This is a genomic window from Rhizobium sp. AG207R (assembly GCF_027109195.1).
In the GTDB taxonomy this organism is placed as follows: Bacteria; Pseudomonadota; Alphaproteobacteria; order Rhizobiales; family Rhizobiaceae; genus Rhizobium; species Rhizobium dioscoreae.
In genome coordinates this window covers 687,343-710,021 of the sequence record NZ_JAEPVT010000001.1, presented here as the reverse complement: position 1 = coordinate 710,021, position 22,679 = coordinate 687,343, and the positions used below count along the sequence as shown (strand labels likewise).

Below are 22,679 nucleotides of genomic sequence, written 5' to 3'. Positions count from 1 at the left end.
CAGTCCATCCATCAAAATCGTTATCGATAACAGGCGGCGGGTGCGCCCGCCGCCGGCTTAACCATGGGAGGTTTCCTTGACCCACATCAAAGATATTGCCAAGCGTCCAAGCAAGGCCGACATCGAGGCGCTTGCCAAATTCTCGCCCGCGACGATCCATGAGGCCCAGGGCCGTCGCGGCGCGCTGTCCTCGCGGCTGAAGCCCGTGGATTATCGCATGAAGCTCTGCGGCCCGGCATTCACGGTCAAGTGCGCGCCACGTGACAACATCATGCTGCAGCTCGCGATCAACTACGCCAAACCGGGCGATATCATCGTTGTCTCCGCCGGCGAATATGAAGAAGCCGGCTCCTTCGGCGATGTTCTGGCCAATGCCTGCCTTGCCAAGGGCATTGGTGGCCTGGTGACCGATACCGGCGTGCGGGACACGCTGCAACTGCGAGAACTTGGATTTCCAGTGTTCTCGCTGAGCGTCTGCATCAAGGGCACGGTCAAGGAGACGATCGCTGCGGTCAACGATCCGGTCATCGTTGGCGGAGAGATCATCAATCCCGGCGACATCATCATCGGCGACGCCGACGGACTGGTCATCGTTCGCCGGGAGGAGGCGCAGGATGTCGCGCGGCTCTCACAGGCCCGCGACGAGGCCGAAGCCAGATACATCGAGGCCTACAAACAGGGCAAGTCGGTCATCGAAGTCAGCAAGCTTGAACCTGTACTGAAGGCCAAAGGCCTCATCGTAGGTATCTGAGCTACGGGCGTTTGAAGTCTCTACGGCCAACCACATAGGCGGCGATTCCATTGACGACAGATTGTTGCCGCCGTGGCCGCCTATGATTCTATGAGGCGCTCGGCGCTGAACTTGTCCGTTATCAGGGTATCGATAACTCCGATCCTCAGGGCGCCGGCGATCGCCGCTGTCTTCTTCGCTCCGCCGGCAAGCGCGATGACCCGATCGACCCGTTCGAGATCTTCTAGCGGGAAGCCGATCACGCGCTCATCGAGCGGCGTTTTGACAGGCTTGCCGTCCTTGTTGAAGAACCGCAGCGATATATCGCCGACCGCACCGGCCTCGGCAAGATCGGCGAGCTCCCGCGACGAGAAGATATTGCCGGATCTCGCCAGCAGTTCCGACGGCTCCACGGCGCCGATGCCGACGATGGCAAGCGTGATGCTGCCGAAAAGATCCATGGTCTCCCGCACGAACGGATCCGCCTGCATCAGGAGTTTGGCCTCGCGCGAGGTCGTGACGCCCTGTACTGGAAGAAGCTTCGGTTCGGCGCCGGTCAGTCGAGCGAGGCGGGTGGTCAGCTGGGTGGCATGAGTCTGGACCGACGGGTCGCCCATGCCGCCCAGCGTCTGAACGACGTACTTGGCCTGAGCGCTCTTTTGCGGATGAATGTTCTCCACCATCCTGAAGATCGTCTGGCTCCAGCTCGAAACGCCGATGATTTCGCCGGGTGCAAGCGTCACCTCCAAAAGATGCGCGGCGGCTTCGCCGATCCGGGCCATGATGGCGCCGTCGCGGTCCTCCGTGCATTCGACGACGATTGCCTCGGGGAGACCGTACTTCTCGCGCAGCGCTCCTTCGAGTTCGCTGTAGGTGCCGACAGGCGGAATGACGCTCGTGCGAACGATGTCTTCCGCCTCGGCCCGTTTCAGCATTCGCGACACCGTCGCCTGCGACAGGCGAAGGTGCTGCGCGATATCCGCCTGCCGCTTGCCCTCTATATGGTACATCTGGGCAACTCTTGAGATAAGGCGGAGTTCGTTAAGGCGAGCCATCGTTGATCCCGGGGTGAATTTTTATTCACCTTTAACCGGAGTTGCGCGCAACGTCGAGCGGGCCAGCGCATCATTCCACCTGTTCAGGAGGCCTGTACTGTCGATGTTCTCCGGCTCGATGATCTTATTGTTTCTCGGAAGCGCCGCGATGGCGACGAGATCCGGCCACAGGCCGATCGAGAGACCTGCGAGATAGGCTGCCCCAAGAGCGGAGGCTTCCGGTGCCTCGCACTGGATGACGGCGTGCCCCACCAGGTTTGATACGCACTGCATGAGAAAGCGGTTCTGGCTCGGGCCGCCGTCGACATAAAGCGTGCCGAGATCGCCACCGCTCTGTGCCCGCATGGCCGTAATCACGTCATGAACCTGGAAAGCGATCGAGTCAGTAACCGAGCGCGCCATCTGCGCGCGGGTTGTGCTGAAGTTGATCTGCGAGAAAAGGGCGCGGGCGTCGGAATTCCAGTAAGGGGCGCCCAAGCCGACGAAAGCGGGCACGAAGCCCGGGCCATCAGGCTCAGCGGTCGCCGCTAGGTCGACAAGGGAGCCAACATCCGGAAGGCCCAGGATGCCGGCCATCCAGGGCAGGCTCGCGGCGCACACGAGGATATTGCCTTCGAATGCGAAAGTCGGTTGTCCGGCGATGCGCCAGGCGACCGTCGTGGTGATGCCGTTGCGCGGCGCGATGAAGCGCGGAAGAGTGGTCATGACGGAAGACCCTGTTCCGAAGGTCGCCTTGCCGTCGCCCGGCTTGAAGGCCCCGTGTCCGAACAGGGCCGCATGGCTGTCCCCGATGGCCGATCTGATCGGCGTGCCGTCCGGAACGCCGGCAAGACCGTGCGTTGTTCCGAAGTCCGCGGAACTGTCGAGTACCTCCGGAAGGAGCCGGATATCGACTCCGAAAATCGCACCCAATTCCCTGCTCCAGGCTTGGGCCTCAAGGTCGAACAACTGGCTTCGCGCGGCGTTCGAGGCGTCGCAGACATACTTGCGGCGGCCGGTAAGGCGATGAATGAGCCAGCTGTCGATCGTGCCGATGCGGACCTTTTTTCCGCGCGCGACCCGATCGAGAAGCCATCGGAACTTCGGGCCGGGAAACATCGGATCAAGGGGGAGGCCGGTCAGCGCCTCCACGCGCTTGAGATGTCCATCGGCGATGAGACGCTCGCAGTCCGGCGCCGTGCGCCGGCATTGCCAGCTCAAAACTGGTCCAAGCGCTTTGCCCGTCTCGGCATCCCAAATAGTAACGGATTCTCGCTGGTTGGAGATCGCTATCGCTTCGATTGTCGCGCCAGGCGCGTTTTGCAGGCATAGTGCGATCGCTTCACAGACGGATGCATAAATCCGATCGGGATCCTGCTCGACCCAACCGGGCTGCGGATAGGAGATGCCTACCGGAGCAGAGCCTCTGGCAATGATGTCTCCGTTCTCGGAGACCAGTACCGCCTTGGAATTGGTGGTTCCCTGGTCGATTGCCAGAATGGCCCGCATCATATCCTCCACCGAAGCATGGCGCCGAAACATGTAAGCGGTTCTCGGGCGACATCATGCTCTACTTCTTTGATTTTGGAGCGGATTCAGATTTTAGGCCGATTCGGCCTAAAATCATCCGGCTCTCACGATAAGGCGGGGGCGGCAAGCCGCCCCGGCTTGAATGCGTGCTGTTCGTCTATTTGCGCTTGATAAGCGCTTGCGCGGCGTCCGCAATAGCCGACGGGGCCATGCCGAATTCGTCGAGCAGGAATTCGGCAGAACCGGTCGGCGCGTAGATGCCGGGAACGCCGAGGCGCGTCATCGGCACGGGGGCGTTGTCGACGACAACCTCGGCCACGGCCGATCCCAACCCGCCAAAGATCGAATGTTCTTCCGCCGTCACGATCGCGCCGGTTTCCTTGGCGGCGGCAATGATGGCATCCTCGTCGATCGGACGAACCGTGGCGAGATTGATCACCCTGGCCTCTATGCCGCGTCGCGCTAGGATATCGGCGGCCTTCACCATGCGATGGGTCAACGTTCCGTTCGCAATGAGCGTAACATCGGAACCTTCACGCAAGAGATTGGCCTTTCCAAGCTCGAACTTGCAGTCCTCCGGCAGCAGGTCGGGCACGCCGACCCGAGACAGGCGCAGGAAGCAAGGGCCATTGTAATTTGCCGCCCATTCCACAGCCGCCGCCGTCTCTATGCGGTCGCAAGGCGCGATCACGGGGAGGTTGGGCAGAACTCGGGTCCAGGCGAAATCCTCTATCGAGTGATGGGTCGGGCCGAGCTCCCCATAGGCCATGCCGGAGGAAATGCCGACGAGCTTGACGTTAGCGTTCGAGTAGGAGATGTCGGCCTTGATCTGCTCAAGCGATCGACCTGTGAGGAACGGTGACGCGCCGCAGACATAGGGGAGGCGTCCGCCATTGGCGAGGCCCGCGCCCACGCCGACCATGTTCTGCTCGGCGATGCCGACATTGACCAGCCGATCGGGGAATTTGGACTTGAAGCCGCCGAGCTTCGAAGAGCCGACCGAATCGTTGCAGACTGCGACGATCGTTTCGTTCTCGGCGGCAAGGCGTTCGAGCGTCGCTGCGAAAGCGTCTCGGCAATCATGGAGCTTGGGTGCGTTCACGGGCGCGTTCATTAAAGTGCCTCCGACAATTCTGCCAATGCGACTTCGTACTGTTCCTTGTTCGGAACCTTGTGGTGCCAGTCGACACGGTCCTGCATGAAAGAGATTCCGTGCCCCTTGTTGGTGTGGGCCACGATGCAGTGGGGGCGCTCGCTTCGGCGCTCGAGCGCCGGGACGACCTCGTGCATGTTGTTGCCGTCGATTTCGCTGACGTCCCAGCCAAAGGCTTCGAGCTTCGGGCGAAGAGGTGCTATGTCGTTCGTATCCGAAAGCGCGGCACCCTGCTGGAAACGGTTGTGGTCGACGATCAGGGTGAGGTTATCAAGCCGGAACTGCGCCGCGGCCATGATCGCCTCCCAGTTGGAGCCTTCCTGCATCTCGCCATCGCCGGTGATCACGTAGGTATGGTAGCCGGCCCCAGATAATTTCGCCGCCTTGGCCATGCCAACCGCGACCGGCAGGCCGTGTCCGAGAGGACCAGTATTGGTTTCGACGCCCGGCACCTTGTTGCAATTGGGGTGTCCATTGAGCCGCGAATGCGGCTTCAGGAACGTCGAAATCTCGTCTTCCGGGATGAAGCCGCGTTTCGCCAGAGTGACGTAGAGCGCGCACGCCGTATGTCCCTTCGACAGCACAAACCTGTCCCGATCGGGATGTTTCGGCTGATCCGGCCAGACGCGCAGCACGCGGAAATACAACGCGGTCAGAAGGTCGATCACGGACATCTCGCCGCCAATATGTCCGGCCCCTGCCTCGTAGACTGCCTGGAGGTCTCGCAGACGTATCTGGCGAGCAACACGTTCAAGTTCGGAAGGCTCCATTATTTCCTCGTGTGAATAAATATTCATTAGTTTATATTTTTGCACAGGAGGGCCGTTAGTCAAGCCCCCATATATCCATTGTCAGTAAAACAGGCAGACAAGACCCGGTTGACAGCGCCAAAGTGAGTTGGTAATGAATTTTCCAGCATATGTGAATAAATATTCTAGCTTGAAGTTCTAGCCGCCAGACATGGCCGCTAGCCTCAGGTCCCTGGGAGGAATGATGGTGGCGATCGACGTTAATGAACAGAGCCGTCCGTCCGTGGCATGGCTGAGAAAGCTCACCGGTGCTACCGGACCGCTTGTCGGATTGCTCGCTCTTTGCGTTTTCTTGAGCCTCAGCACCGATGCGTTTCTTTCGCTCCGCAACGGCCTCAACATTCTCGATCAGATCACCGTGCTCGGAATCATGGCCGTCGGCATGACTTTCGTCATCCTGATCGGCGGCATCGACCTTTCCGTCGGTTCGGTTCTTGCGCTGTCCATGATGGTCATGGGCTGGACGGCAAATATCGCCGGCCTGCCGCTTGCCGCCGGCATCGTAGTCGCACTTGCCGCCTCCGCAGTAAGCGGACTGATCGTCGGGCTTCTCGTCACTCTTTTCAGGGTTCCGGCCTTTATCGCAACTTTGGCTATGATGTCGGCCGCGCGCGGTGTCGCGAACATGATCACGGATGGCCAGCAGATCGTCGGATTTCCCGACTGGTTCATGATGCTCGCGATCGATCGCCATTTCGGCGTGCTGACGGCAACGGTCTTCCTGATGCTGGCGGTCGTCGCCGTGGCCTGGGTGTTCCTTCACTTCCGCTCCGAGGGGCGCATGCTCTATGCCATGGGCGGCAATCCGGAAGTGGCTCGTCTCGCCGGCATCAATGTTCAGCTAGTGACGATTGCGGTCTATGTCGCAAGCGCGGTACTTGCCGGTCTTGCCGGTATCGTATTGGCGGCTCGTCTCGATTCGGTTCAGCCATCCAGCGGCTTTGGATACGAACTCGACACGATTGCGGCCGTCGTCATTGGTGGCACTTCGCTCTCCGGTGGGTCCGGCGGTATCGGCGGCACGCTGATCGGCGTCCTGATCATCGGTGTCCTGCGCAACGGTCTCAATCTGCTCAACGTCTCGCCATTCCTGCAGCAGGTCATCATTGGCATCGTCATCGTGCTCGCGGTTGGTGCGGAAACGATCCGCAGGCGGCGGGCCTGACATTCTGGCCCGCGTCCGGCGGATCCCAGCGATTTCCCCTCCGAACGGTTTGGAGCGGATCATTTGCCCGAGGGGGAGGATATGCCCAAGGGTTCACTAAAAAAGGAGGAAATGAAATGAAACTTGCGCGCATTCTTCTGACCTCGGCCGCCGTGCTGGCGATGTCGTTGGGCTCTGTTCAGGCAAAAGACACCAAGAAGATCGGCCTGGCGGTCGCGAACCTGCAGGCAAACTTCTTCAACCAGATCAAGCAGTCCGTCGAGGATGAAGCCAAGAAGCGTGGCATTCAGGTCGTCACCGTGGATGCCAAGGGCGACGGTCCGACGCAGATCAACCAGATTCAGGATCTGCTCACCCAGAATATCGATGCCTTGATCTATATTCCGGCCGGTGCCGCTGCCGCGAGTGTTCCGGTAAAGCTCGCCAAGAATGCGGGTATTCCTGTCGTCAACGTCGACCGCAATGCCGACGGCGCGCCTGGCGACACTTTCCTTGCGACGGATTCCGTCGCGTCGGCCAAGGCCGTTTGCGACTACATCCTCAAGCAGGCCGGCGGCAAGGGCAAGATGGTGATCATCCACGGCCAGAAGGGCACGACGCCTGAAGTCGACCGCAGCAAGGGTTGCGCCGAATCGCTGAAGGCAAACCCCGGCGTGAAGGTGGTTGCCGAGCAATATTCCAACATGTGGGCCCAGGACGAGGGCTTCCAGATCATGCAGAACATGCTGCAAGCAAATCCCGACGTATCGATCGTGTTTGCTCAGGCCGACGCGCTTGCCCTCGGCGCCGCGCAGGCGATCAAGGTTGCAAACCCGTCCCAGAAGATCGTTGTCGGCGGCTTCGACGGCGATACGGCGGCTCTGGAAGCGCTCAGCAAGGGTGTCTTCGATGTGACCGCGACGCAGCAGACGCAGAAGATGGGCCGCGACGCGGTCGCCAATGCCGTCAAGCTCGTCGCCGGCGAGAAGGTGCCCGCGGTGCAGCTCATGGACGCCACGCTGACGACCAAGGAAAACGTGGCCGGCTTCATCGCCAACCACCCGTAATCGTCCTGAAATCTTGAGGAGGTGTGCCGTGACTGAGCCCGTTCTTTCCCTGAGGGGCATATCCAAGCGCTACGGACCGCTTCAGGTGCTGAAGAATGTCAGCCTTGATGTCTATCCGGGTGAAGTGGTCGCGCTTCTCGGCGAAAACGGCGCCGGCAAATCGACCTTGTCGGGCATCATCGCCGGATCACGCACGCCTTCCGAGGGAACGATGACATGGCTGGGGCAGCCCTATGCCCCCGCCACTCCGCGCGAGGCGATCGACAAGGGCGTCGTCCTGATCCATCAGGAATTGCAGCTCCTGCCGCATCTTTCGATCGCCGAAAATGTCTTCATCGGGCGATGGCCGATGAAGAACGGGGCTGTCGATCGCCCTCAGATGGTCCGGCGCGCCCAGGAACAGCTCGCACGCCTGAACCTACATATTCCAGCGACACGCAAGGTCGCGGGCCTGTCGACTGCCAATCAGCAGCTCATCGAGATCGCCAAGGCGCTGGCGCTCAATGCCAAGCTGCTGATTCTCGATGAGCCGACCGCAGCGCTTGGCGGGGCCGAAACCGAGGCTTTGTTCGAGCAGGTGAGAAAGCTTCGGTCCGAAGGTGTCGGCATCATCTACATCTCCCACCGCATGGAGGAGATCAAGCAGATCACCGATCGCATCGTCGTCCTGCGCGATGGCGAGCGGGTTCAGGAGTTCGCCGACAGCGCCACACCCGTTCGTACCATCGTCGAAAGCATGGTCGGCCGTTCGCTGGACCGGATGTTCCCGGCTCTTCCCGAACCGACGGATCGCCCTGTTTTGCAGGTCAGCGGATTGAGTTCGCCTGACGGGTCCTTCCAGGACGTGACGTTCGAAGTTCGCGCCGGGGAGATCCTCGGCATTGCCGGGCTGGTCGGTGCCGGCCGCACCGAACTCGTCCGTGCCGTTTCTGGCGCTGATCCGATCATCGCCGGCTCGATCAAGCTGGAGGGTGAGGAGCTCAAGCTTCGCCATCCGGCCGATGCGATCGCCAAGGGCATCGTGATGGTGCCCGAGGATCGCAAGGAGCAGGGTCTCGTCGTTGGCCATCGCATCAGTGAAAACATCATCTATGCCAATCTCGATAAGCTCGGTGGGCGCTGGATCACATCGCGCATCAAACGTGCTTTCGCCGAAAAGGCTGTGGCGAAATTCGGCGTTAAAGGCCGGGCCGAGCAATATGCCTCGGACCTGTCGGGTGGCAACCAGCAAAAGGTCGTCATCGCAAAGTGGCTGATGCGTGACCCCAAGGTTGTCGTCCTCGACGAGCCGACCCGTGGCATCGATGTCGGCGCGCGCGCCAGCATTTACGACATCATCGTCAACCTCGCAAAGCAGGGGGTGGCCGTCATCGTCGTCAGCTCCGATCTCGAGGAGGTTCTTGGTGTCTCCAGCCGGATTCTCGTGCTTGCACAGGGCAAGCAGGCAGGCATTCTCAATCGTGACGAGGCCAATGACGTCTCTGTCATGGAACTTGCGACAATCTAGACAAACAGAAAGGAAGAGCGGTGTCCGACATCACTCTGAACGCCCCGAAGCTTTTCGATCTTGAGGGACAGGTCGCGCTTGTGACCGGCGCTGGAAGCGGGATTGGGCAGCGTATCGCCATCGGTCTTGCGCAGTGCGGCGCCAACGTCGCGCTTCTGGACCGTCGATCCGACGATGGTCTAGCGAACACGGCTTCGCATATCGAAGCGGCCGGTCGCCGTTCCATCCAGATCGAGGCTGATGTCACCAGCAAATCTTCTCTTGCGGATGCGGTTGCCCGCACACAGGCGGAGCTTGGCGCCTTGACGCTTGCAGTCAATGCCGCCGGTATCGCCAACGCCAATCCCGCGGAAGAGATGGAAGAAGAACAGTACCAGACGCTGATGGACATCAACCTAAAGGGCGTTTTTCTGTCCTGCCAGGCGGAAGCACGCGCGATGCTGAAGAACGGGCGCGGATCGATCGTCAATATCGCCTCTATGTCCGGCGTTATCGTCAATCGCGGCCTGAGCCAGGCTCATTACAACGCCTCCAAAGCCGGTGTGATCCACATGTCGAAGTCGCTCGCGATGGAGTGGGTCGGTCGCGGCGTCCGCGTCAACACCATCTCGCCGGGATACACGGCGACGCCGATGAACACGCGTCCGGAAATGGTTCATCAGACCAAACTTTTCGAAGAGCAGACGCCGATGCAGCGCATGGCAACGGTCGATGAGATGGTCGGCCCCGCCGTCTTCCTGCTGTCGAATGCCGCAAGCTTCGTGACGGGCGTCGATCTGCTCGTCGATGGCGGGTTTTGCTGCTGGTGATGCGATGAGGAAACTGATTGCCGGCAACTGGAAAATGAACGGTCTCGCGTCCTCCCTGGCCGAGATCGAGGCGCTGAAGGGAATAACGGACCACGCGGCGTGTGACATCGTCGTCTGCCCGCCCTTAACGCTGGTCGAGAAAGCGGTCGTACGGGTGCGAGGATCAGGGATTGCCATTGGGGCACAGGATTGTCACGCGCGGACCTCAGGCGCCTATACCGGAGATGTTTCCGCCGAGATGCTCGCCGAAATCGGCGCTCGTTTCGTCATTCTGGGACATTCCGAGCGGCGCTCGGCCTATAGGGAGACGGACGGCGCAGTTGCGGCCAAGGCTGTCGCGGTCCATGAGACCAGGCTGACGAGCATCATTTGCGTCGGGGAGACACGTGCGGAACGGGACGAGGGCAGGGCGATCGAAGTGGTTCGTGCCCAGCTAGAAGCATCAATTCCCAACACCGCAACCAGTTCGAACACGGTGATCGCCTATGAACCAGTGTGGGCGATCGGAACCGGGCTAGTTCCGACCCTGGAGCAGATCGAGGAGATGCATTCGTCCATCCGCCAGGCGCTTGAAAAGCGGCTGGGAGAAGAGGGGAAGGATGTCAGGATCCTCTATGGCGGTTCGGTCAAAGCATCGAACGCAAGGGCAATCTTCGGCGTTCGCAACGTCGATGGTGCCCTGGTCGGGGGCGCATCCCTGAAGGCATCGGAGTTTGCCGGGATTATCTCGGCTGCCGTTTGAAGTCGCCAGCAACAGGCGGGCGCTCGGCTCCTTGAGCCGGCGCCTGGCGTGGCTGTCACCGCGAAAGGAATAGGAAATGCAGCGTTTCGAAAACAAGACCGTGGTCATCACCGGCGCGAGCCGCGGCATCGGGGCCGCGATCGCCAGACGGTTCGCACGTGAGGGCGCCAATCTCGTAGTCTCGGCCAATGAGGATTCCGTCCATGCGGTCGCCGATGCGATCAAGGCTGACGGCGGGAAGGCGATTTCCTTCATCGGTGACGTGACCGACAAGGCCAGTGTGAAGGGGCTCTACGAGGCGGCTGAGGTGGCCTTCGGTGCCGTCGATGTTTCCATCCAGAATGCCGGTGTCATCACCATCGCCCGCGTCGAGGACATGACCGAGGGCGAATGGGACAAGGTCATGGCGGTCAATACCAAAGGTGTCTTCCTCTGCGCCCAGGAGGCGATTGCCCGCATGCGCAAACATGGCCGCGGCGGCCGCATCATCAATACCGCTTCCGGCCAGGCGCGGGACGGCTTCATCTACACGCCGCATTATGCGGCATCGAAGATGGGCGTCGTCGGCATTACCCAGAGCCTTGCCAAGGAAGTCGCGACCGAAGGCATCACAGTGAACGCTTTTTGCCCAGGCATCATCGAAACCGACATGTGGGCCTATAACGACCAGGCTTGGGGGAAGCTTTTGGGCAATTACGGCCCCGGCGAACTCATGAAGGAATGGGTCCAGGGCATTCCGATGAAACGGGCCGGATCGGGCGAAGATGTCGCCGGTCTCGTCACTTTCCTGGCCAGCGACGATGCGGCCTATATCACGGGCCAGACGATCAATGTCGATGGCGGCTTGATCATGTCGTAGTTCGACAATGAGGAACGGTGCGTTCGTTGGGCGGATCGGATTCTCGACGTTTTAGCGATCAAAGCCTCTTGCGGAATGAGGCATTGATCCCTTATCTTTCAATTGTTCTCAGGGCGGGGTGTAATTCCCCACCGGCGGTATGGGGAGTTTCCTCGAGCCCGCGAGCGCCTTCCGAGCTTCGGAAGGGTCAGCAGATCCGGTGAGATGCCGGAGCCGACGGTATAGTCCGGATGGAAGAGAGCAACGCAGGAGACGCCGCGTCGTGGCGGCGTTCACATGCTTGTTCGCCCAAGGGAAAATGGTGGCTTTGACCGGCCATGCACGCCGTTTCGAACGGCAACCCTTGAAAGGCAGGAAAATGGCAATTTCGAAAATTGAAGATGCGATCGCTGCGATTGCGCGGGGCGAGATCATCGTGGTTGTCGATGATCGTGACCGCGAAAACGAAGGCGATCTGGTGATCGCCGCGGAAGCGGTCACACCGCAGGCGATCGCGTTCATGATGAACCATGCCCGTGGTCTCATCTGCGTTCCGATGGAGGGCGAGAGGCTCGACGAGCTCGATATTCCGTTGATGGTGCCGCGCAACACGGAAGTCCTCAAGACCGCCTTCACCGTTTCCGTCGACTACATTCCGGAAACCACGACCGGAATATCCGCCGCCGACAGGGCGGCAACCGTTCAAGCCCTCGTCAGGGACGGATCGCGTCCGGAGGAATTTGCCCGGCCCGGTCATATCTTTCCGCTTCGCGCGCATCCAAACGGCGTCCTGTCGCGTCCTGGGCACACGGAAGCAGCCGTGGATCTGGCCCGGCTTGCCGGCCTTTCGCCGGCCGGCGTCATCTGCGAAGTGGCGAACGACGACGGCACGATGGCCCGCCTTCCAGAGCTTGAGGTCTTTGCCGAGCGGCATGGCCTCCATCTCGTGACGATCGAGGATCTGATTGCCTACAGGGCCGCAAGCGCTCCCTTCAAGGCTGCCTGATCGTTCCGATACAGCCTATTTTGATCCTGCCCGGATCGATGCTTGCGCAAGGCTCTCCTATGCTCCTTGAGGATGAAGGAGAGCCTTCCTCAGCCTATGAATATGCCCGGCGCCGATCCCGCAGCAACCACCGACCATCGTCGCGCCGGCATCGACCCATGAACAGGCGAAGCGCGAATAGGCGTCGTCATTCAGATCCTGACGGGTCGCGTGAAGGCCCTCGTTGGCGGCCGACTCGCCTTGTTCTCCCTCGAAAGCATTGGCATAGACGCCGATCCGCAGATTATCGCCGCCCAGCTTGAAAACCTCCGCTGCCGCATCGACGGCCTTGCGCATGACTTCCGGTTTGCTGCAGTTGAACAGGAGCGCGTCCGCGCCAGATGACGCTGCCCACCGAGCCGCATCCTCGACAAGTTCGCCGGAGCGGAGCTTAGGCGAGGCGCCATTCCTTTGCGCGGCGTCATCCGCAAGCGTGAAGGAGATCCAGAACGGTTTGCCGGTTTCAGCGACCGCCGTCCGAACCGCCTCTCCCTCCGCGATCAAGCTGAGGGTTTCCCCGAGCCAGACATCGACGTAAGGGGCGAGGTTTTCGACCAGAACCTTGAGATAGTCCTGAACGCTTAACGGATCGAAATTCTGTGGTTCGTAGGAGCCGAAGATCGGAGGCAGGGAGCCTGCGACCAGGATTTTTCGATCCTTGCAGGCGTCAGCGGCGTCGCGCGCCAGCCGTCCGGAAAGGGTGATGAGATCAGCCCCTTCCTTCCAGAACCGTTCCTCGCCAATGTGGAAGGGCACGAGCGCGTAGCTGTTGGTCGTAACGACATCCGAGCCGGCAGCGATGAATTCGTCATGCACCTGCCGGACAATCTCTGGCGAATTGACCAGCGCGAGCGCCGACCATTCCGGCTGCTTCAGTTCCGCGCCGAGACGCAGCAGTTCGCGGCTCATGCCGCCGTCGAGGATCAAGGGTTTGCTCATGAATGGGATCTCCAGAATGGCTCGGATCTGCGGAGAGGTTTGATCTCTCCTTCATGCCGGGGTTAGCGCCGCACCGGCACCTGCGCTTCTAGGAACCGGAAGCTTCGCGCGATGATGGCTGTGATGACGAGATAGAAGACGGTGACGACGATCAGAGGCTCGTAGACCAGCAGGGTGTCCTGACGAACCTTGGTGGCAACGGCATAGAGGTCCATCACGGTGACGGTGAAGGCGAGTGGCGTTGCCTTCAACTGCATGACGATTTCGCCGCCGATCGTCGGCAATGCAATGCGAATGGCGCGCGGCAGCCAGATGCGCCGCGTCAGCGTCAGGGGGCGCATGCCAAATGCGCGGCCGGCTTCCAGCTCGCCTTTCGGGACGGCCAGCAATGCACCGCGCAAAACCTCCGCCTCATAGGCCGCGTAATTCAACGTGAAGCTGACGGCCGCGAAGAAGAAACCTTCACGCAGGATCGGCCAGAACAGGCTTTGGCGGATTCCCGGGATCATCGGCAAGAGAGAGCCGACGCCGTAGTAGAGCAGCCAGAGCTGTATCAGCAGCGGCGTGCCCCGGAAGAAGGTGCAGTAGCCACGCGCAAGGCTTCGCAGGATTGGGCCGCCGCTGACCTGGGAAAAGGCGAGGCCGATCGCGATGACGAAGCCGAAGACGACCGAAATCACAAGCAGCGACAGCGTTTGCACGGCTCCCGTCAACAGAAGCGGCCAATAGGCGGATATCCATGAGAAGGTCATGCCAACACTCCTCAGGCAAGCTTCGGCTGGCCGCGGCGCACACGCCGCTCCAGCAGGTCGAAGAGGGCGCTCGAGACGAGCGTGAGAGCGAGATAAATGAGGGCGGAAGCCAGGAAAAAGATGAAATAGTGCTTGGTGCTAGCGCCAGCGAGCCGCGTGGCGAGAGCCAGTTCCTGGTAGCCGACGACGGCGACGAGAGCGCTGTCCTTGGTGACCGACATCCATAGATTGGCAAGACCGGGAAGGGCATTCGGCAGCAGGGCGGGTAAGATGATGCGACGGAAACGCAGGCGTGCGCCCATGCCGAAGGCCTTTGCCGCCTCGATCTGGCCGACGGGGATCGCCAGGATCGCGCCGCGCAGCACTTCCGTCATATAGGCGCCCTGCACGAAGCCAAGCACGGCGACCGCGACAGCGAAGCCATTCAATTCGAATGCCGGCAGATTGAGCGCAATGAGGAGCCGATTGAGGCCGTCCATCCCTGCGTAATAGAGCCCGACGATCAGGATCAGCTCGGGGACCGCGCGGACGGCGGTCGTATAGAGTTCAAGCAGCAGCCGGAGCGGCCTGATGCCGGAGAGCTTGCCGAGCGCGCCGCCCGTACCGAGCAGAAGGCCGATCAGAAAAGCGCCGGACGAGATGGCGACCGTGGAGGCGGCCCCGGTCAAGAGTACTCCACCCCAGCCCGGAGGATAGGGGGAGAGCAGGTCCAGAATGCCCTGAGGAGAGGTCGCCATCGTCGCGATCGTTTACTTGGCGCCGTAGATATCGAAGCTGAAATACTTCTTCGTGATCTCGTCGTATTTGCCGCTGGCGCGTACCGCGGCGATCGCTGCGTTGAGCTTAGCCTTGAGCTCGGTGTCTTCCTTGCGCAAACCGCCGGAAACGCCGGCTCCGAGGACTTCCTTGTCGTCGGCGACATCGCCCATCTTGGCGCAGCAATCCTTGCCGCTGTCGCTCTTCAGGAAGGCATCAAGCGCAAGGGAATCGCCGAAGACGTAGTCGATGCGGCCTGCCGCGAGGTCCTGAAACGCCTCGTCGAGCGTCTGGTAGGTCTTTTCGTCGGCGACCTTGGCGAAGTACTTCTTGTAATATTCCGACTGGATCGTCGAAACCTGGATGCCGATGGTCTTGCCCTTGACATCGTCTGCCGTCGCTCCGGTCTTCTGGTCCTTCGGGCCGATCAGCGTGCTGGGCGTATTATAATATTTGTCGGTGAAATCAATGATCTTCGAGCGTTCGGTGGTATTCGACATCGACGACCAGATCACGTCGAACTTCTTGCTCTGAAGGGCCGGAATGAGGCCGTCCCAGGAAAGCTCGATGATCGAGCATTTCTCTTTCATCTGCTCGCAAACGGCGTCCATCATATCGATTTCCCAGCCCTGCCATTTGCCGGAGGCATCCTTGGCGAAGAAGGGCGGGTAGGATTCGTTCATGATGCCGAAGCGAACCTCGGCCTGCGCCGTCATCGAAGAGAGAGCGAAGGCAAGCGCGGCGAACAGAGTGGAAGCCATTCTCATATAAGGGATTCTCCTAATGGTGTTGTCTGCGAATGGGATGTGGATCAGGACGTCAGCATGCCGGTAAATTCCCGGCATCGGCTGCTGATCGGGGCGTCGAAGATCTGCTTTGGCGGCCCTTCCTCCTCGATCCGTCCCTGATGCAGGAAGAGAACGTGGTTCGAGACATCGCGGGCAAAGCGCATCTCGTGGGTGACCAGCAGCATGGTTCGGCCCTCTTCCGCGAGATCGCGGATGACCTTGAGGACCTCGCCGACCAGTTCGGGATCGAGCGCCGATGTCGGCTCGTCGAAGAGCATCACGGCCGGGTCGATGCAAAGCGCGCGAGCGATCGCCGCTCTTTGCTGCTGTCCCCCGGAGAGAAAGGCCGGATAGGCGTCGCGCTTGTCGTAAAGCCCGACTTTGTTGAGAAGAACCTCTGCCTTGTCGATAGCCTCGCGACGGGGGACGCCGAGGACATGCACCGGAGCCTCGATGATGTTTTCGAGAACGGTCATGTGCGCCCAGAGATTGAAGCTCTGAAATACCATGCCCAATCCGCTGCGCATCCGTTCGATCTGCCGCCAGCTTTTCGGCTGCATCTGTCCATGGCGTCCCTGCCTCAGCGCGACTTCCTCGCCGTTGACGACGATGCGGCCGCGATCGGGCATTTCAAGCAGGTTTATGCAGCGCAGGAACGTGCTTTTCCCGGAACCGGACGAGCCGATGATGGAAATCACGTCCCCTTGATGGGCGGTCGTTGAAACGCCCTTGAGGACCTGATGTGACCCAAAGCTCTTGTGGAGATCTTCCACGCGAAGAGCCTGGGAGGGCAGCTCTGTCATATAGAATTCCGATGAAAAACAATTTGCGGAGAATATCGCGAAGGAGAGCGGAATTTGCGCGCAATTTCCGATTATTTTGCATATAAAAAGCAAAAATGTATTTCTTGTGCATCTTTTACGATGGAACAGAGATGTCGTCGCCTAAGTTCATCGACGCCGAAAGGAGCGGGAATGGAAAATCTGGATCGCTTTGATCGCGATATTCTCGATATCGTCCAGCGCAATTGCCAGCTCACTGCCGAAGCGATCGCGGAGGAGGTCGGCCTTTCGACTTCGGCTGTGCAACGGCGCCTGAAACGGTTGCGCGAGGACGGTATCATCAAGGCGGAAATCGCGGTCGTCGACCGCAAGGCGACCGGAACTCCAATGGTGTTCATTGTCGGCATGGAAATCGAGCGGGACAATTACGATGCGCTCGCCAAGTTCCGCCTTTGGGCGGAAAAGCAGGATCATATCCAGCAGGTCTATTACGTCACGGGCGCGGTCGATCTCATTGCGATCGTCACCGCCAGGGATGTCGAGCACTATGACGACATCGCCGCCGTGATCATGGCGGAAAATCCGCAGATCCGGCGCATGCACACGAATGTGGTGCTGCGTGACGTCAAGCTTGGTTTGTTCGTGCCGCTGGCAGATGGCAACGAGGCCGGCCGGTAAGCCGCGGGTCGCGGGATGATCGAGGGCGTGCCGCCGATCATTGACATGCACTAGGCGAGAGGGAACTGTCCTTGGTCCGGCTGATATTGCCTGATCTTCAAGATTTTCAACGAATAATGATGGGGCCTCTGCAGGCGCGCTCAACCCGACCGCAAGGCGTTCGCCGCCTTCAGGCTGTGACGTAATAAGCTGCTTCAATGCATTGTTTCTATTGCTCCCGCCGAGGCGCTGCGGGGTGACAGGTTGCTGGCGCTTTACAAAACGAACTAGTTCGTACATTATTGTTGATGAGGAGTGATGGTGCCGCATCGTGCCGCATCGAAGATTGTCAGGATGATCTGGGATGTCCTTGCAAACGGGTGCAGGCGGAGGCCATATGCGCACGGTTGCGATATGTCCTCGACATTCGAATGCTCTGGGGAGGAACGACCATGAAAAGACAAATCGAACATAAAACACCCAAGCGCGCGGCTCTTGCGAGCTGGTTGGGAAGCGCCGTCGAATATTACGATTTCTTCGTCTACGGTACGGCAGCAGCGCTCATTTTCCCGAAGGTATTCTTTTCGGCGGAAGACCCGCAAACGGCCGCCATCGCCTCATTCGCGACCTTTGGCGTCGCCTATATCATGCGGCCGCTGGGGGCGGTCGTCCTGGGTCACGTCGGCGACAAGTTCGGCCGCAAGAAGGTGCTGACCTTCACCCTGCTCCTCATGGGTTTTTCGACTTTCATCATCGGCTGCCTGCCCACCTATAATCAGGCCGGCATCCTGGCGCCCATTCTTCTGGTTCTGGCGCGCGTGCTGCAAGGCATTTCGGCCGCCGGCGAACAGGCCGGCGCCAGCTCCATGACGCTTGAGCACGCGCCAGAAAATAGACGGGCCTTCTTTACCAGCTTCACGCTGAGCGGAACACAGGCCGGACTGATCCTTGCAACATTGGTCTTCATTCCGCTTGGAAAGCTCGATGAAGCCGCGTTGATGTCATGGGGTTGGCGTATCCCGTTCTTCCTGAGCTTCGTGGTGGTCATCGTCGGATTCTGGGTTCGCCGCACGCTTGCCGAAACCCCGGCCTTTTTGGAGGAAACCCAGAAGGGCGAGATCGTAAAGCTGCCGCTCGTCTTGCTGCTCACCAATTATTGGGCGGATGTCCTGCGCATCATCTTCGCGGCACTGATTTCCGTCGTCAGCACGATCTTCAGCGTCTTCACGCTGTCCTATGCGGTCAATACCATGCATATCGATCGTTCGACGATGCTGACCGTTCTGGTGCTTGCCAATATCGCGGCGCTGGGCGCGATTCCCGCATGGGCCATTCTAGCAGACCGCATCGGCCGCAAACCCGTGTTCATCTTTGGAGCCGTCGGCTGCGCGGTGCTGATCTGGCCCTACATCTGGGCCATCAGCCAGAACCACCTCATGCTCGTCTTCGTCCTCGGCATCCTGCTTTCGGGCGTGGTCTATAGTGCATCGAACGGCATCTGGCCGGCCCTCTATGCCGAAATGTTCGATACCCGCGTGCGTCTGTCCGGCATGGCCGTCGGAACCCAGATCGGTTTCGCGCTCGGCGGCTTCGCGCCAACGATCAGCGCGGCGGTCATGGGCACCGGACCGATGGGTTGGGTGCCAGTCGCGGTCTTTACCTCCATCACAGCCTTGATTGCCGCCATTTCCGCGGCAACCGCGACGGAGACCTACCGGACGCCGATCGATCAGCTTGGCAGGGATGAACGACGCTTGGCAGCTGCCGTTCGCCACGCCGATCGGGCTGTCTAGCGGCCAGTCCCGATCTGCGCAGCAATGACGTGTCGCGATCGCGGATGAGTTTGTTGAAAATCGTCAAGTAACGGGATGAAACAATGAAAACCTCGATTGCGACCGTTTCGATCAGCGGTGACCTCAAGGAAAAGCTTCAGGCCATCGCCAAGGCAGGTTTCGATGGCGTCGAAATCTTCGAGAACGACTTTCTCGCTTTCGATGAATCACCGCGCCAGGTGGGTCAGATCGTGAGGGATCATGGGCTGGAGATTACACTCTTTCAGCCCTTCCGGGACTTTGAAGGCATGCCTGAACCCTTCCGCAGCCGGACCTTCGATCGCGCAGAACGCAAGTTCGATCTAATGCAGGAGATGGGGACCGATCTCGTTCTTGTTTGTTCGAACGTCTCGTCCGTGGCGCTGGGCGGGATTGATCGTGCCGCCGCCGACTTCTTCGAGCTCGGCGAGAGAGCGGCCAAACGCGGCTTGCGCGTCGGATATGAGGCGCTCGCCTGGGGACGACACATTAACGACCACCGCGATGCCTGGGAAATCGTCCGCCGTGCCGATCATCCAAATATCGGCCTCATTCTCGACAGCTTCCACACGCTTTCTCGCAAGATCGACGTCAATTCGATCCGGTCGATCCCGAAAGAGAAGATCTTCATCATCCAGCTTGCCGACGCGCCGCTGATCGACATGGATCTGCTCTATTGGAGCCGCCATTTCCGCAACATGCCAGGGGAGGGCGATCTTCCCGTACTCGAATTCATGAAGGCCGTCGCCGCGACGGGCTATGACGGCTATCTGTCGCTGGAGATTTTCAACGACCAGTTCCGCGGCGGCTCGCCGACCGCCATCGCCGTCGATGGCCGGCGCTCGCTCATCTATCTTGGCGACCAGGTTCGTCGCGCGGAGAACAGCGGTCTCACCTTGCCCCCGATGCCGCCGCGTGCCGAAGTGGACGGCGTTGCCTTTGTCGAGTTTACCGTCGACGAAGCCGAGGCGTCTGTCCTTTCTGATCGGCTGCGTGCGCTGGGCTTTCGCCATGTCGGGCGCCATAAGAGCAAGCGTGTCGATGTCTTCCGGCAAGGCGACATTAATCTTGTCGTCAATACCGATCCGGACGGGTTTGCGGGCGCTTCTTACGCTTTGCACGGGCAGTCGGCCTATGCGATGGGATTATGGGTGGATGATGCGGAAGCCGCGGTTGCGCGGGCCGTGGCCCTGGGCGCCGAACGCTTCGAACAACCATTGGATCCCGGCGAGATTGAAATGCCTGGTGTCAGGGGCGTTGGCGGTGGCATCCTGTATTTCCTCGATCGCAGGAGCGCGCTTAGCCGCATATGGGAGATCGAATTCGATCCGGTCCATGATGATACCGATTGGCGGCCTGTTGGGTTGACGGGCATAGACCATGTCGCGCAAACGATGAAATACGAAGAGCTGCTGACCTGGCTGCTCTTTTATACCGCGATATTGAATGCGCATAAGACGCCGATGGTCGACATTATCGATCCCGCCGGGGTCGTTCGCAGCCAGGTCGTCGAAAACGAGCCGGGCAGCTTGCGCATCACGCTGAACGGTGCGGAAAATCGCAACACGCTCGCCGGGCATTTCATCGCCGAAACTTTTGGCTCCGGCATCCAGCATCTTGCCTTTGCGACCGATGATATCTTTGCCGCCGCGGCCGCTCTGTCGGACAACGGTTTTGCCACCTTGATGATCTCGCCCAACTACTACGACGATCTGGAAGCGAGATTCGGCCTGGAGCCGGCTTTCACGGATCGCCTGAAGGCGCACAACATCCTCTATGACCGCGACGATCACGGCGAATATTTCCAGCTTTACAGCCCCACTTACGGCGAAGGCTTCTTCTTCGAAATCGTTCAGCGCAGCGGCTCTCGTGGGTATGGCGCGGCGAATGCCATTTTTCGCATTGCGGCGCTGAGGCGGCATCTGCGACCGATTGGTCTGCCGAAACTTTAGGCCCTCCCCATTGGCGTGAAGCCTGTGTTAAAGCTTTGATCTTCAATGTTGGGCAGGGACAGACCCAGGAAGACGGGCAAGGCATGACCAAAGCGCAAGCGGCCAAGATCGAGCGTCTTACGCGAAAGAACGATCCAGACGCGACCAAGGAAAACATTCTCAAGATCGCCACCGAGGAATTCGTCGCAGCCGGTTTTTCCGGTGCGCGCGTCGATGAGATCGCCGAGCGCACCAAGACGTCCAAGCGCATGATCTACTATTATTTTGGCAGCAAGGAAGGGCTCTATCTCGCCGTTCTCGAGCAGGCCTATACGAAGATTCGTACGCTGGAGAGCGAACTCGATCTCGAAAACATGCCGCCCGTTCAGGCGATGGCGCAATTGATCGCAAGCACCTTCGATCATGACGACCAGAATCCGGATTTTGTACGGCTGGTCAGCATCGAGAACATTCATCGCGCCGAACATATGAAACGTTCGGTCGTCCTGTCGCAGATGAATATCGCCGTCATCGATATCATCACGGAAATCCTTGAACGGGGCTACGCGGACGGCAGCTTCGTGCGCAGGGTAGACCCCGTCGATCTGCATATGATGATCAGCGCCCAATGCTTCTTTCGCGTTTCCAATCGCCATACCTTTGGGGCGATCTTCGAGCGTGACCTGTCGTCCGAAGCCTTGAAGAAGCGGCACAAGTCGCTAATCGTCGATGCGATCCTTGCATTTCTGAGAGATCCTTCCTCCGAAATGGTCTGACGAGGCCCGGGGTGATTTGATTGGCTTTGGCGTTTTCCGGCGGCGCTCCATCACGCCTTATTGACTTTACGTACTAGTTCGTACATTTTGCGAACAAGCCTGCGGCATGGCCTTGTTTTGCTGCTCGGGAGGAAAGATTGAATACTCAAGCCGCCATTGTTCCTCGTCAACTTCATGTCGGATTGATCGGCGCCGGGATCGGCCGATCGTTGACGCCGGCCATGCATATGCGCGAAGGCGAGCATTGCGGCCTGTCCTATCGCTACGATCTCATCGACCTCGACGTCCGTGGTCTCTCCGTATCGGACCTGCCGGCTCTCATCGATGAGGCCGAGGCGATGGGGTTTGCCGGCCTCAATATCACCCATCCTTGCAAGCAGGCGGCCGTCGCGCTGGTGGACGAGCTTTCGCCCGATGCCCAGACGCTGCGCTCCATCAACACGATCGTTTTTGATGGGCGGCGCAGGATCGGCCACAATACCGATTGGTGGGGATTTGCCGAAAGCTTTCGGCGCGGGCTGGCCGGGGTTTCACTCGACCATGTCGTGCAGCTGGGCGCGGGCGGCGCCGGCGTTGCCGTTGCGCATGCAATAGCTGAAATGGGCGCGCATTCCGTGGAGATATTCGATCTCGACCCTTCGCGTGCGCGGGCCCTCGTCGACCAGCTTCAGGCGGCACATGCCGCTTGCCGTTTCTCGGTCGGTCATGATCTTGCCACGGCACTGGATGTCGCCGATGGTCTGGTTCATGCAACACCAACCGGCATGGCCGCCCATCCTGGGCTGCCGCTCGATGCGCAACTTCTATCCGATCGTCTCTGGGTCGCGGAAATCGTCTATTTCCCGATCGAGACCGCGCTGGTGAAACGCGCCCGACAGACAGGGTGCCGTGTTCTCGACGGCGGCGGCATGGCGGTATTCCAGGCGGTGAAGGCTTTCGAACTCTTCACCGGCATCCGTCCGGCGGCCGAGCGTATGATGCAGCACTTCAATTCGCTGCGCGCCTAAACGCCGACCAATAATCGAAGAGCCTCGATCCCAAAACTCCGGCGCCGAAGTTTCATCCTCTGCGCCGGAGAC

At 59.9% G+C, this 22,679-nt stretch carries 22 protein-coding genes and 1 riboswitch; of the genes, 13 read left to right on the top strand and 9 right to left on the bottom strand.

Annotated elements, in window-relative coordinates; genetic code table 11:
* Positions 1-76 precede the first annotated feature (76 nt).
* Positions 77-751, top strand: coding sequence for a 4-carboxy-4-hydroxy-2-oxoadipate aldolase/oxaloacetate decarboxylase (locus JJQ51_RS03120; RefSeq protein WP_269244272.1), 675 nt, complete (start codon positions 77-79; stop codon positions 749-751).
* An 80-nt stretch (positions 752-831) separates the two neighbouring features.
* Here JJQ51_RS03120 and JJQ51_RS03115 read toward each other — a convergent pair whose 3' ends face one another.
* The 4 genes from JJQ51_RS03115 to JJQ51_RS03100 form a co-directional block, all read right to left on the bottom strand.
* Positions 832-1,785, bottom strand: a complete 954-nt coding sequence (locus JJQ51_RS03115) for a sugar-binding transcriptional regulator (RefSeq protein WP_075855981.1) — start codon at positions 1,783-1,785, stop codon at positions 832-834.
* A 21-nt stretch (positions 1,786-1,806) separates the two neighbouring features.
* Positions 1,807-3,273 (bottom strand): FGGY family carbohydrate kinase, encoded by a 1,467-nt coding sequence (locus JJQ51_RS03110; RefSeq protein ID WP_269244361.1) that lies wholly within the window; start codon positions 3,271-3,273, stop codon positions 1,807-1,809.
* 178 nt (positions 3,274-3,451) lie between these two features.
* Complete coding sequence (locus tag JJQ51_RS03105) at positions 3,452-4,408, bottom strand: transketolase family protein (protein ID WP_269244271.1); 957 nt, start codon at positions 4,406-4,408, stop codon at positions 3,452-3,454.
* Positions 4,408-5,217, bottom strand: a complete 810-nt coding sequence (locus JJQ51_RS03100; RefSeq protein WP_113331069.1) for a transketolase — start codon at positions 5,215-5,217, stop codon at positions 4,408-4,410. The genes JJQ51_RS03105 and JJQ51_RS03100 overlap by 1 nt, the downstream gene beginning before the upstream one ends.
* A 223-nt stretch (positions 5,218-5,440) precedes the next feature.
* Between JJQ51_RS03100 and JJQ51_RS03095 the strand changes: the two genes are divergently transcribed.
* The 7 genes from JJQ51_RS03095 to ribB all read left to right on the top strand — a co-directional run bounded on the left by JJQ51_RS03095 (position 5,441) and on the right by ribB (position 12,369).
* A complete protein-coding gene (locus JJQ51_RS03095; RefSeq protein ID WP_269244360.1) occupies positions 5,441-6,421 on the top strand; it encodes an ABC transporter permease in 981 nt (326 codons plus the stop codon).
* Between the two features lie 116 nt (positions 6,422-6,537).
* Positions 6,538-7,467 carry a sugar ABC transporter substrate-binding protein gene (locus JJQ51_RS03090; protein ID WP_152095152.1) on the top strand — a complete coding sequence of 310 codons (930 nt, stop codon included), beginning with the start codon at positions 6,538-6,540 and terminating at the stop codon, positions 7,465-7,467.
* Between the two features lie 28 nt (positions 7,468-7,495).
* Positions 7,496-8,974 (top strand): sugar ABC transporter ATP-binding protein, encoded by a 1,479-nt coding sequence (locus tag JJQ51_RS03085; protein ID WP_152095153.1) that lies wholly within the window; start codon positions 7,496-7,498, stop codon positions 8,972-8,974.
* A gap of 20 nt (positions 8,975-8,994) precedes the next feature.
* Positions 8,995-9,783 (top strand): SDR family oxidoreductase, encoded by a 789-nt coding sequence (locus JJQ51_RS03080; protein ID WP_183810193.1) that lies wholly within the window; start codon positions 8,995-8,997, stop codon positions 9,781-9,783.
* A 4-nt stretch (positions 9,784-9,787) separates the two neighbouring features.
* Complete coding sequence (gene tpiA, locus JJQ51_RS03075; RefSeq protein WP_152095155.1) at positions 9,788-10,525, top strand: triose-phosphate isomerase; 738 nt, start codon at positions 9,788-9,790, stop codon at positions 10,523-10,525.
* Positions 10,526-10,601: 76 nt separating this feature from the next.
* Positions 10,602-11,384 carry a glucose 1-dehydrogenase gene (locus JJQ51_RS03070; protein ID WP_145634496.1) on the top strand — a complete coding sequence of 261 codons (783 nt, stop codon included), beginning with the start codon at positions 10,602-10,604 and terminating at the stop codon, positions 11,382-11,384.
* A 100-nt stretch (positions 11,385-11,484) separates the two neighbouring features.
* A riboswitch (FMN riboswitch) is annotated at positions 11,485-11,630 on the top strand.
* 112 nt (positions 11,631-11,742) lie between these two features.
* On the top strand, positions 11,743-12,369 hold the full coding sequence (gene ribB / locus JJQ51_RS03065) for a 3,4-dihydroxy-2-butanone-4-phosphate synthase (protein WP_113353554.1): 627 nt from the start codon (positions 11,743-11,745) through the stop codon (positions 12,367-12,369).
* Positions 12,370-12,426: 57 nt separating this feature from the next.
* On the opposite strand, the gene JJQ51_RS03060 is transcribed toward ribB, so the two are convergent.
* From JJQ51_RS03060 to JJQ51_RS03040, 5 genes are all read right to left on the bottom strand, one after another.
* Positions 12,427-13,347: a homocysteine S-methyltransferase family protein gene (locus tag JJQ51_RS03060; protein ID WP_269244270.1), complete on the bottom strand. Its 921-nt coding sequence runs from the start codon at positions 13,345-13,347 to the stop codon at positions 12,427-12,429.
* A gap of 62 nt (positions 13,348-13,409) precedes the next feature.
* On the bottom strand, positions 13,410-14,099 hold the full coding sequence (locus JJQ51_RS03055) for an ABC transporter permease (protein WP_113353190.1): 690 nt from the start codon (positions 14,097-14,099) through the stop codon (positions 13,410-13,412).
* 11 nt (positions 14,100-14,110) lie between these two features.
* Entirely contained in the window at positions 14,111-14,836 is a 726-nt protein-coding gene (locus JJQ51_RS03050; RefSeq protein ID WP_269244269.1) for an ABC transporter permease, read from the bottom strand.
* 12 nt (positions 14,837-14,848) lie between these two features.
* Positions 14,849-15,622 carry a transporter substrate-binding domain-containing protein gene (locus JJQ51_RS03045; RefSeq protein ID WP_269244268.1) on the bottom strand — a complete coding sequence of 258 codons (774 nt, stop codon included), beginning with the start codon at positions 15,620-15,622 and terminating at the stop codon, positions 14,849-14,851.
* A 44-nt stretch (positions 15,623-15,666) separates the two neighbouring features.
* Entirely contained in the window at positions 15,667-16,446 is a 780-nt protein-coding gene (locus tag JJQ51_RS03040) for an ABC transporter ATP-binding protein (RefSeq protein WP_269244267.1), read from the bottom strand.
* A 171-nt stretch (positions 16,447-16,617) separates the two neighbouring features.
* Here JJQ51_RS03040 and JJQ51_RS03035 point away from each other — a divergent pair, with 171 nt between their 5' ends.
* The 5 genes from JJQ51_RS03035 to JJQ51_RS03015 all read left to right on the top strand — a co-directional run bounded on the left by JJQ51_RS03035 (position 16,618) and on the right by JJQ51_RS03015 (position 22,607).
* The gene (locus JJQ51_RS03035) at positions 16,618-17,103 is read left to right on the top strand and encodes an Lrp/AsnC family transcriptional regulator (RefSeq protein WP_095438161.1); all 486 of its coding nucleotides are present in this window, start codon (positions 16,618-16,620) and stop codon (positions 17,101-17,103) included.
* A gap of 431 nt (positions 17,104-17,534) precedes the next feature.
* Positions 17,535-18,875 carry an MFS transporter gene (locus tag JJQ51_RS03030; protein WP_269244266.1) on the top strand — a complete coding sequence of 447 codons (1,341 nt, stop codon included), beginning with the start codon at positions 17,535-17,537 and terminating at the stop codon, positions 18,873-18,875.
* An 83-nt stretch (positions 18,876-18,958) separates the two neighbouring features.
* Positions 18,959-20,845 carry a bifunctional sugar phosphate isomerase/epimerase/4-hydroxyphenylpyruvate dioxygenase family protein gene (locus JJQ51_RS03025; protein ID WP_269244265.1) on the top strand — a complete coding sequence of 629 codons (1,887 nt, stop codon included), beginning with the start codon at positions 18,959-18,961 and terminating at the stop codon, positions 20,843-20,845.
* An 83-nt stretch (positions 20,846-20,928) separates the two neighbouring features.
* A complete protein-coding gene (locus JJQ51_RS03020; RefSeq protein WP_152095159.1) occupies positions 20,929-21,600 on the top strand; it encodes a TetR/AcrR family transcriptional regulator in 672 nt (223 codons plus the stop codon).
* Positions 21,601-21,737: 137 nt separating this feature from the next.
* Positions 21,738-22,607, top strand: coding sequence for a shikimate dehydrogenase (locus tag JJQ51_RS03015; protein ID WP_113388731.1), 870 nt, complete (start codon positions 21,738-21,740; stop codon positions 22,605-22,607).
* The last annotated feature ends 72 nt before the right edge of the window (positions 22,608-22,679 follow it).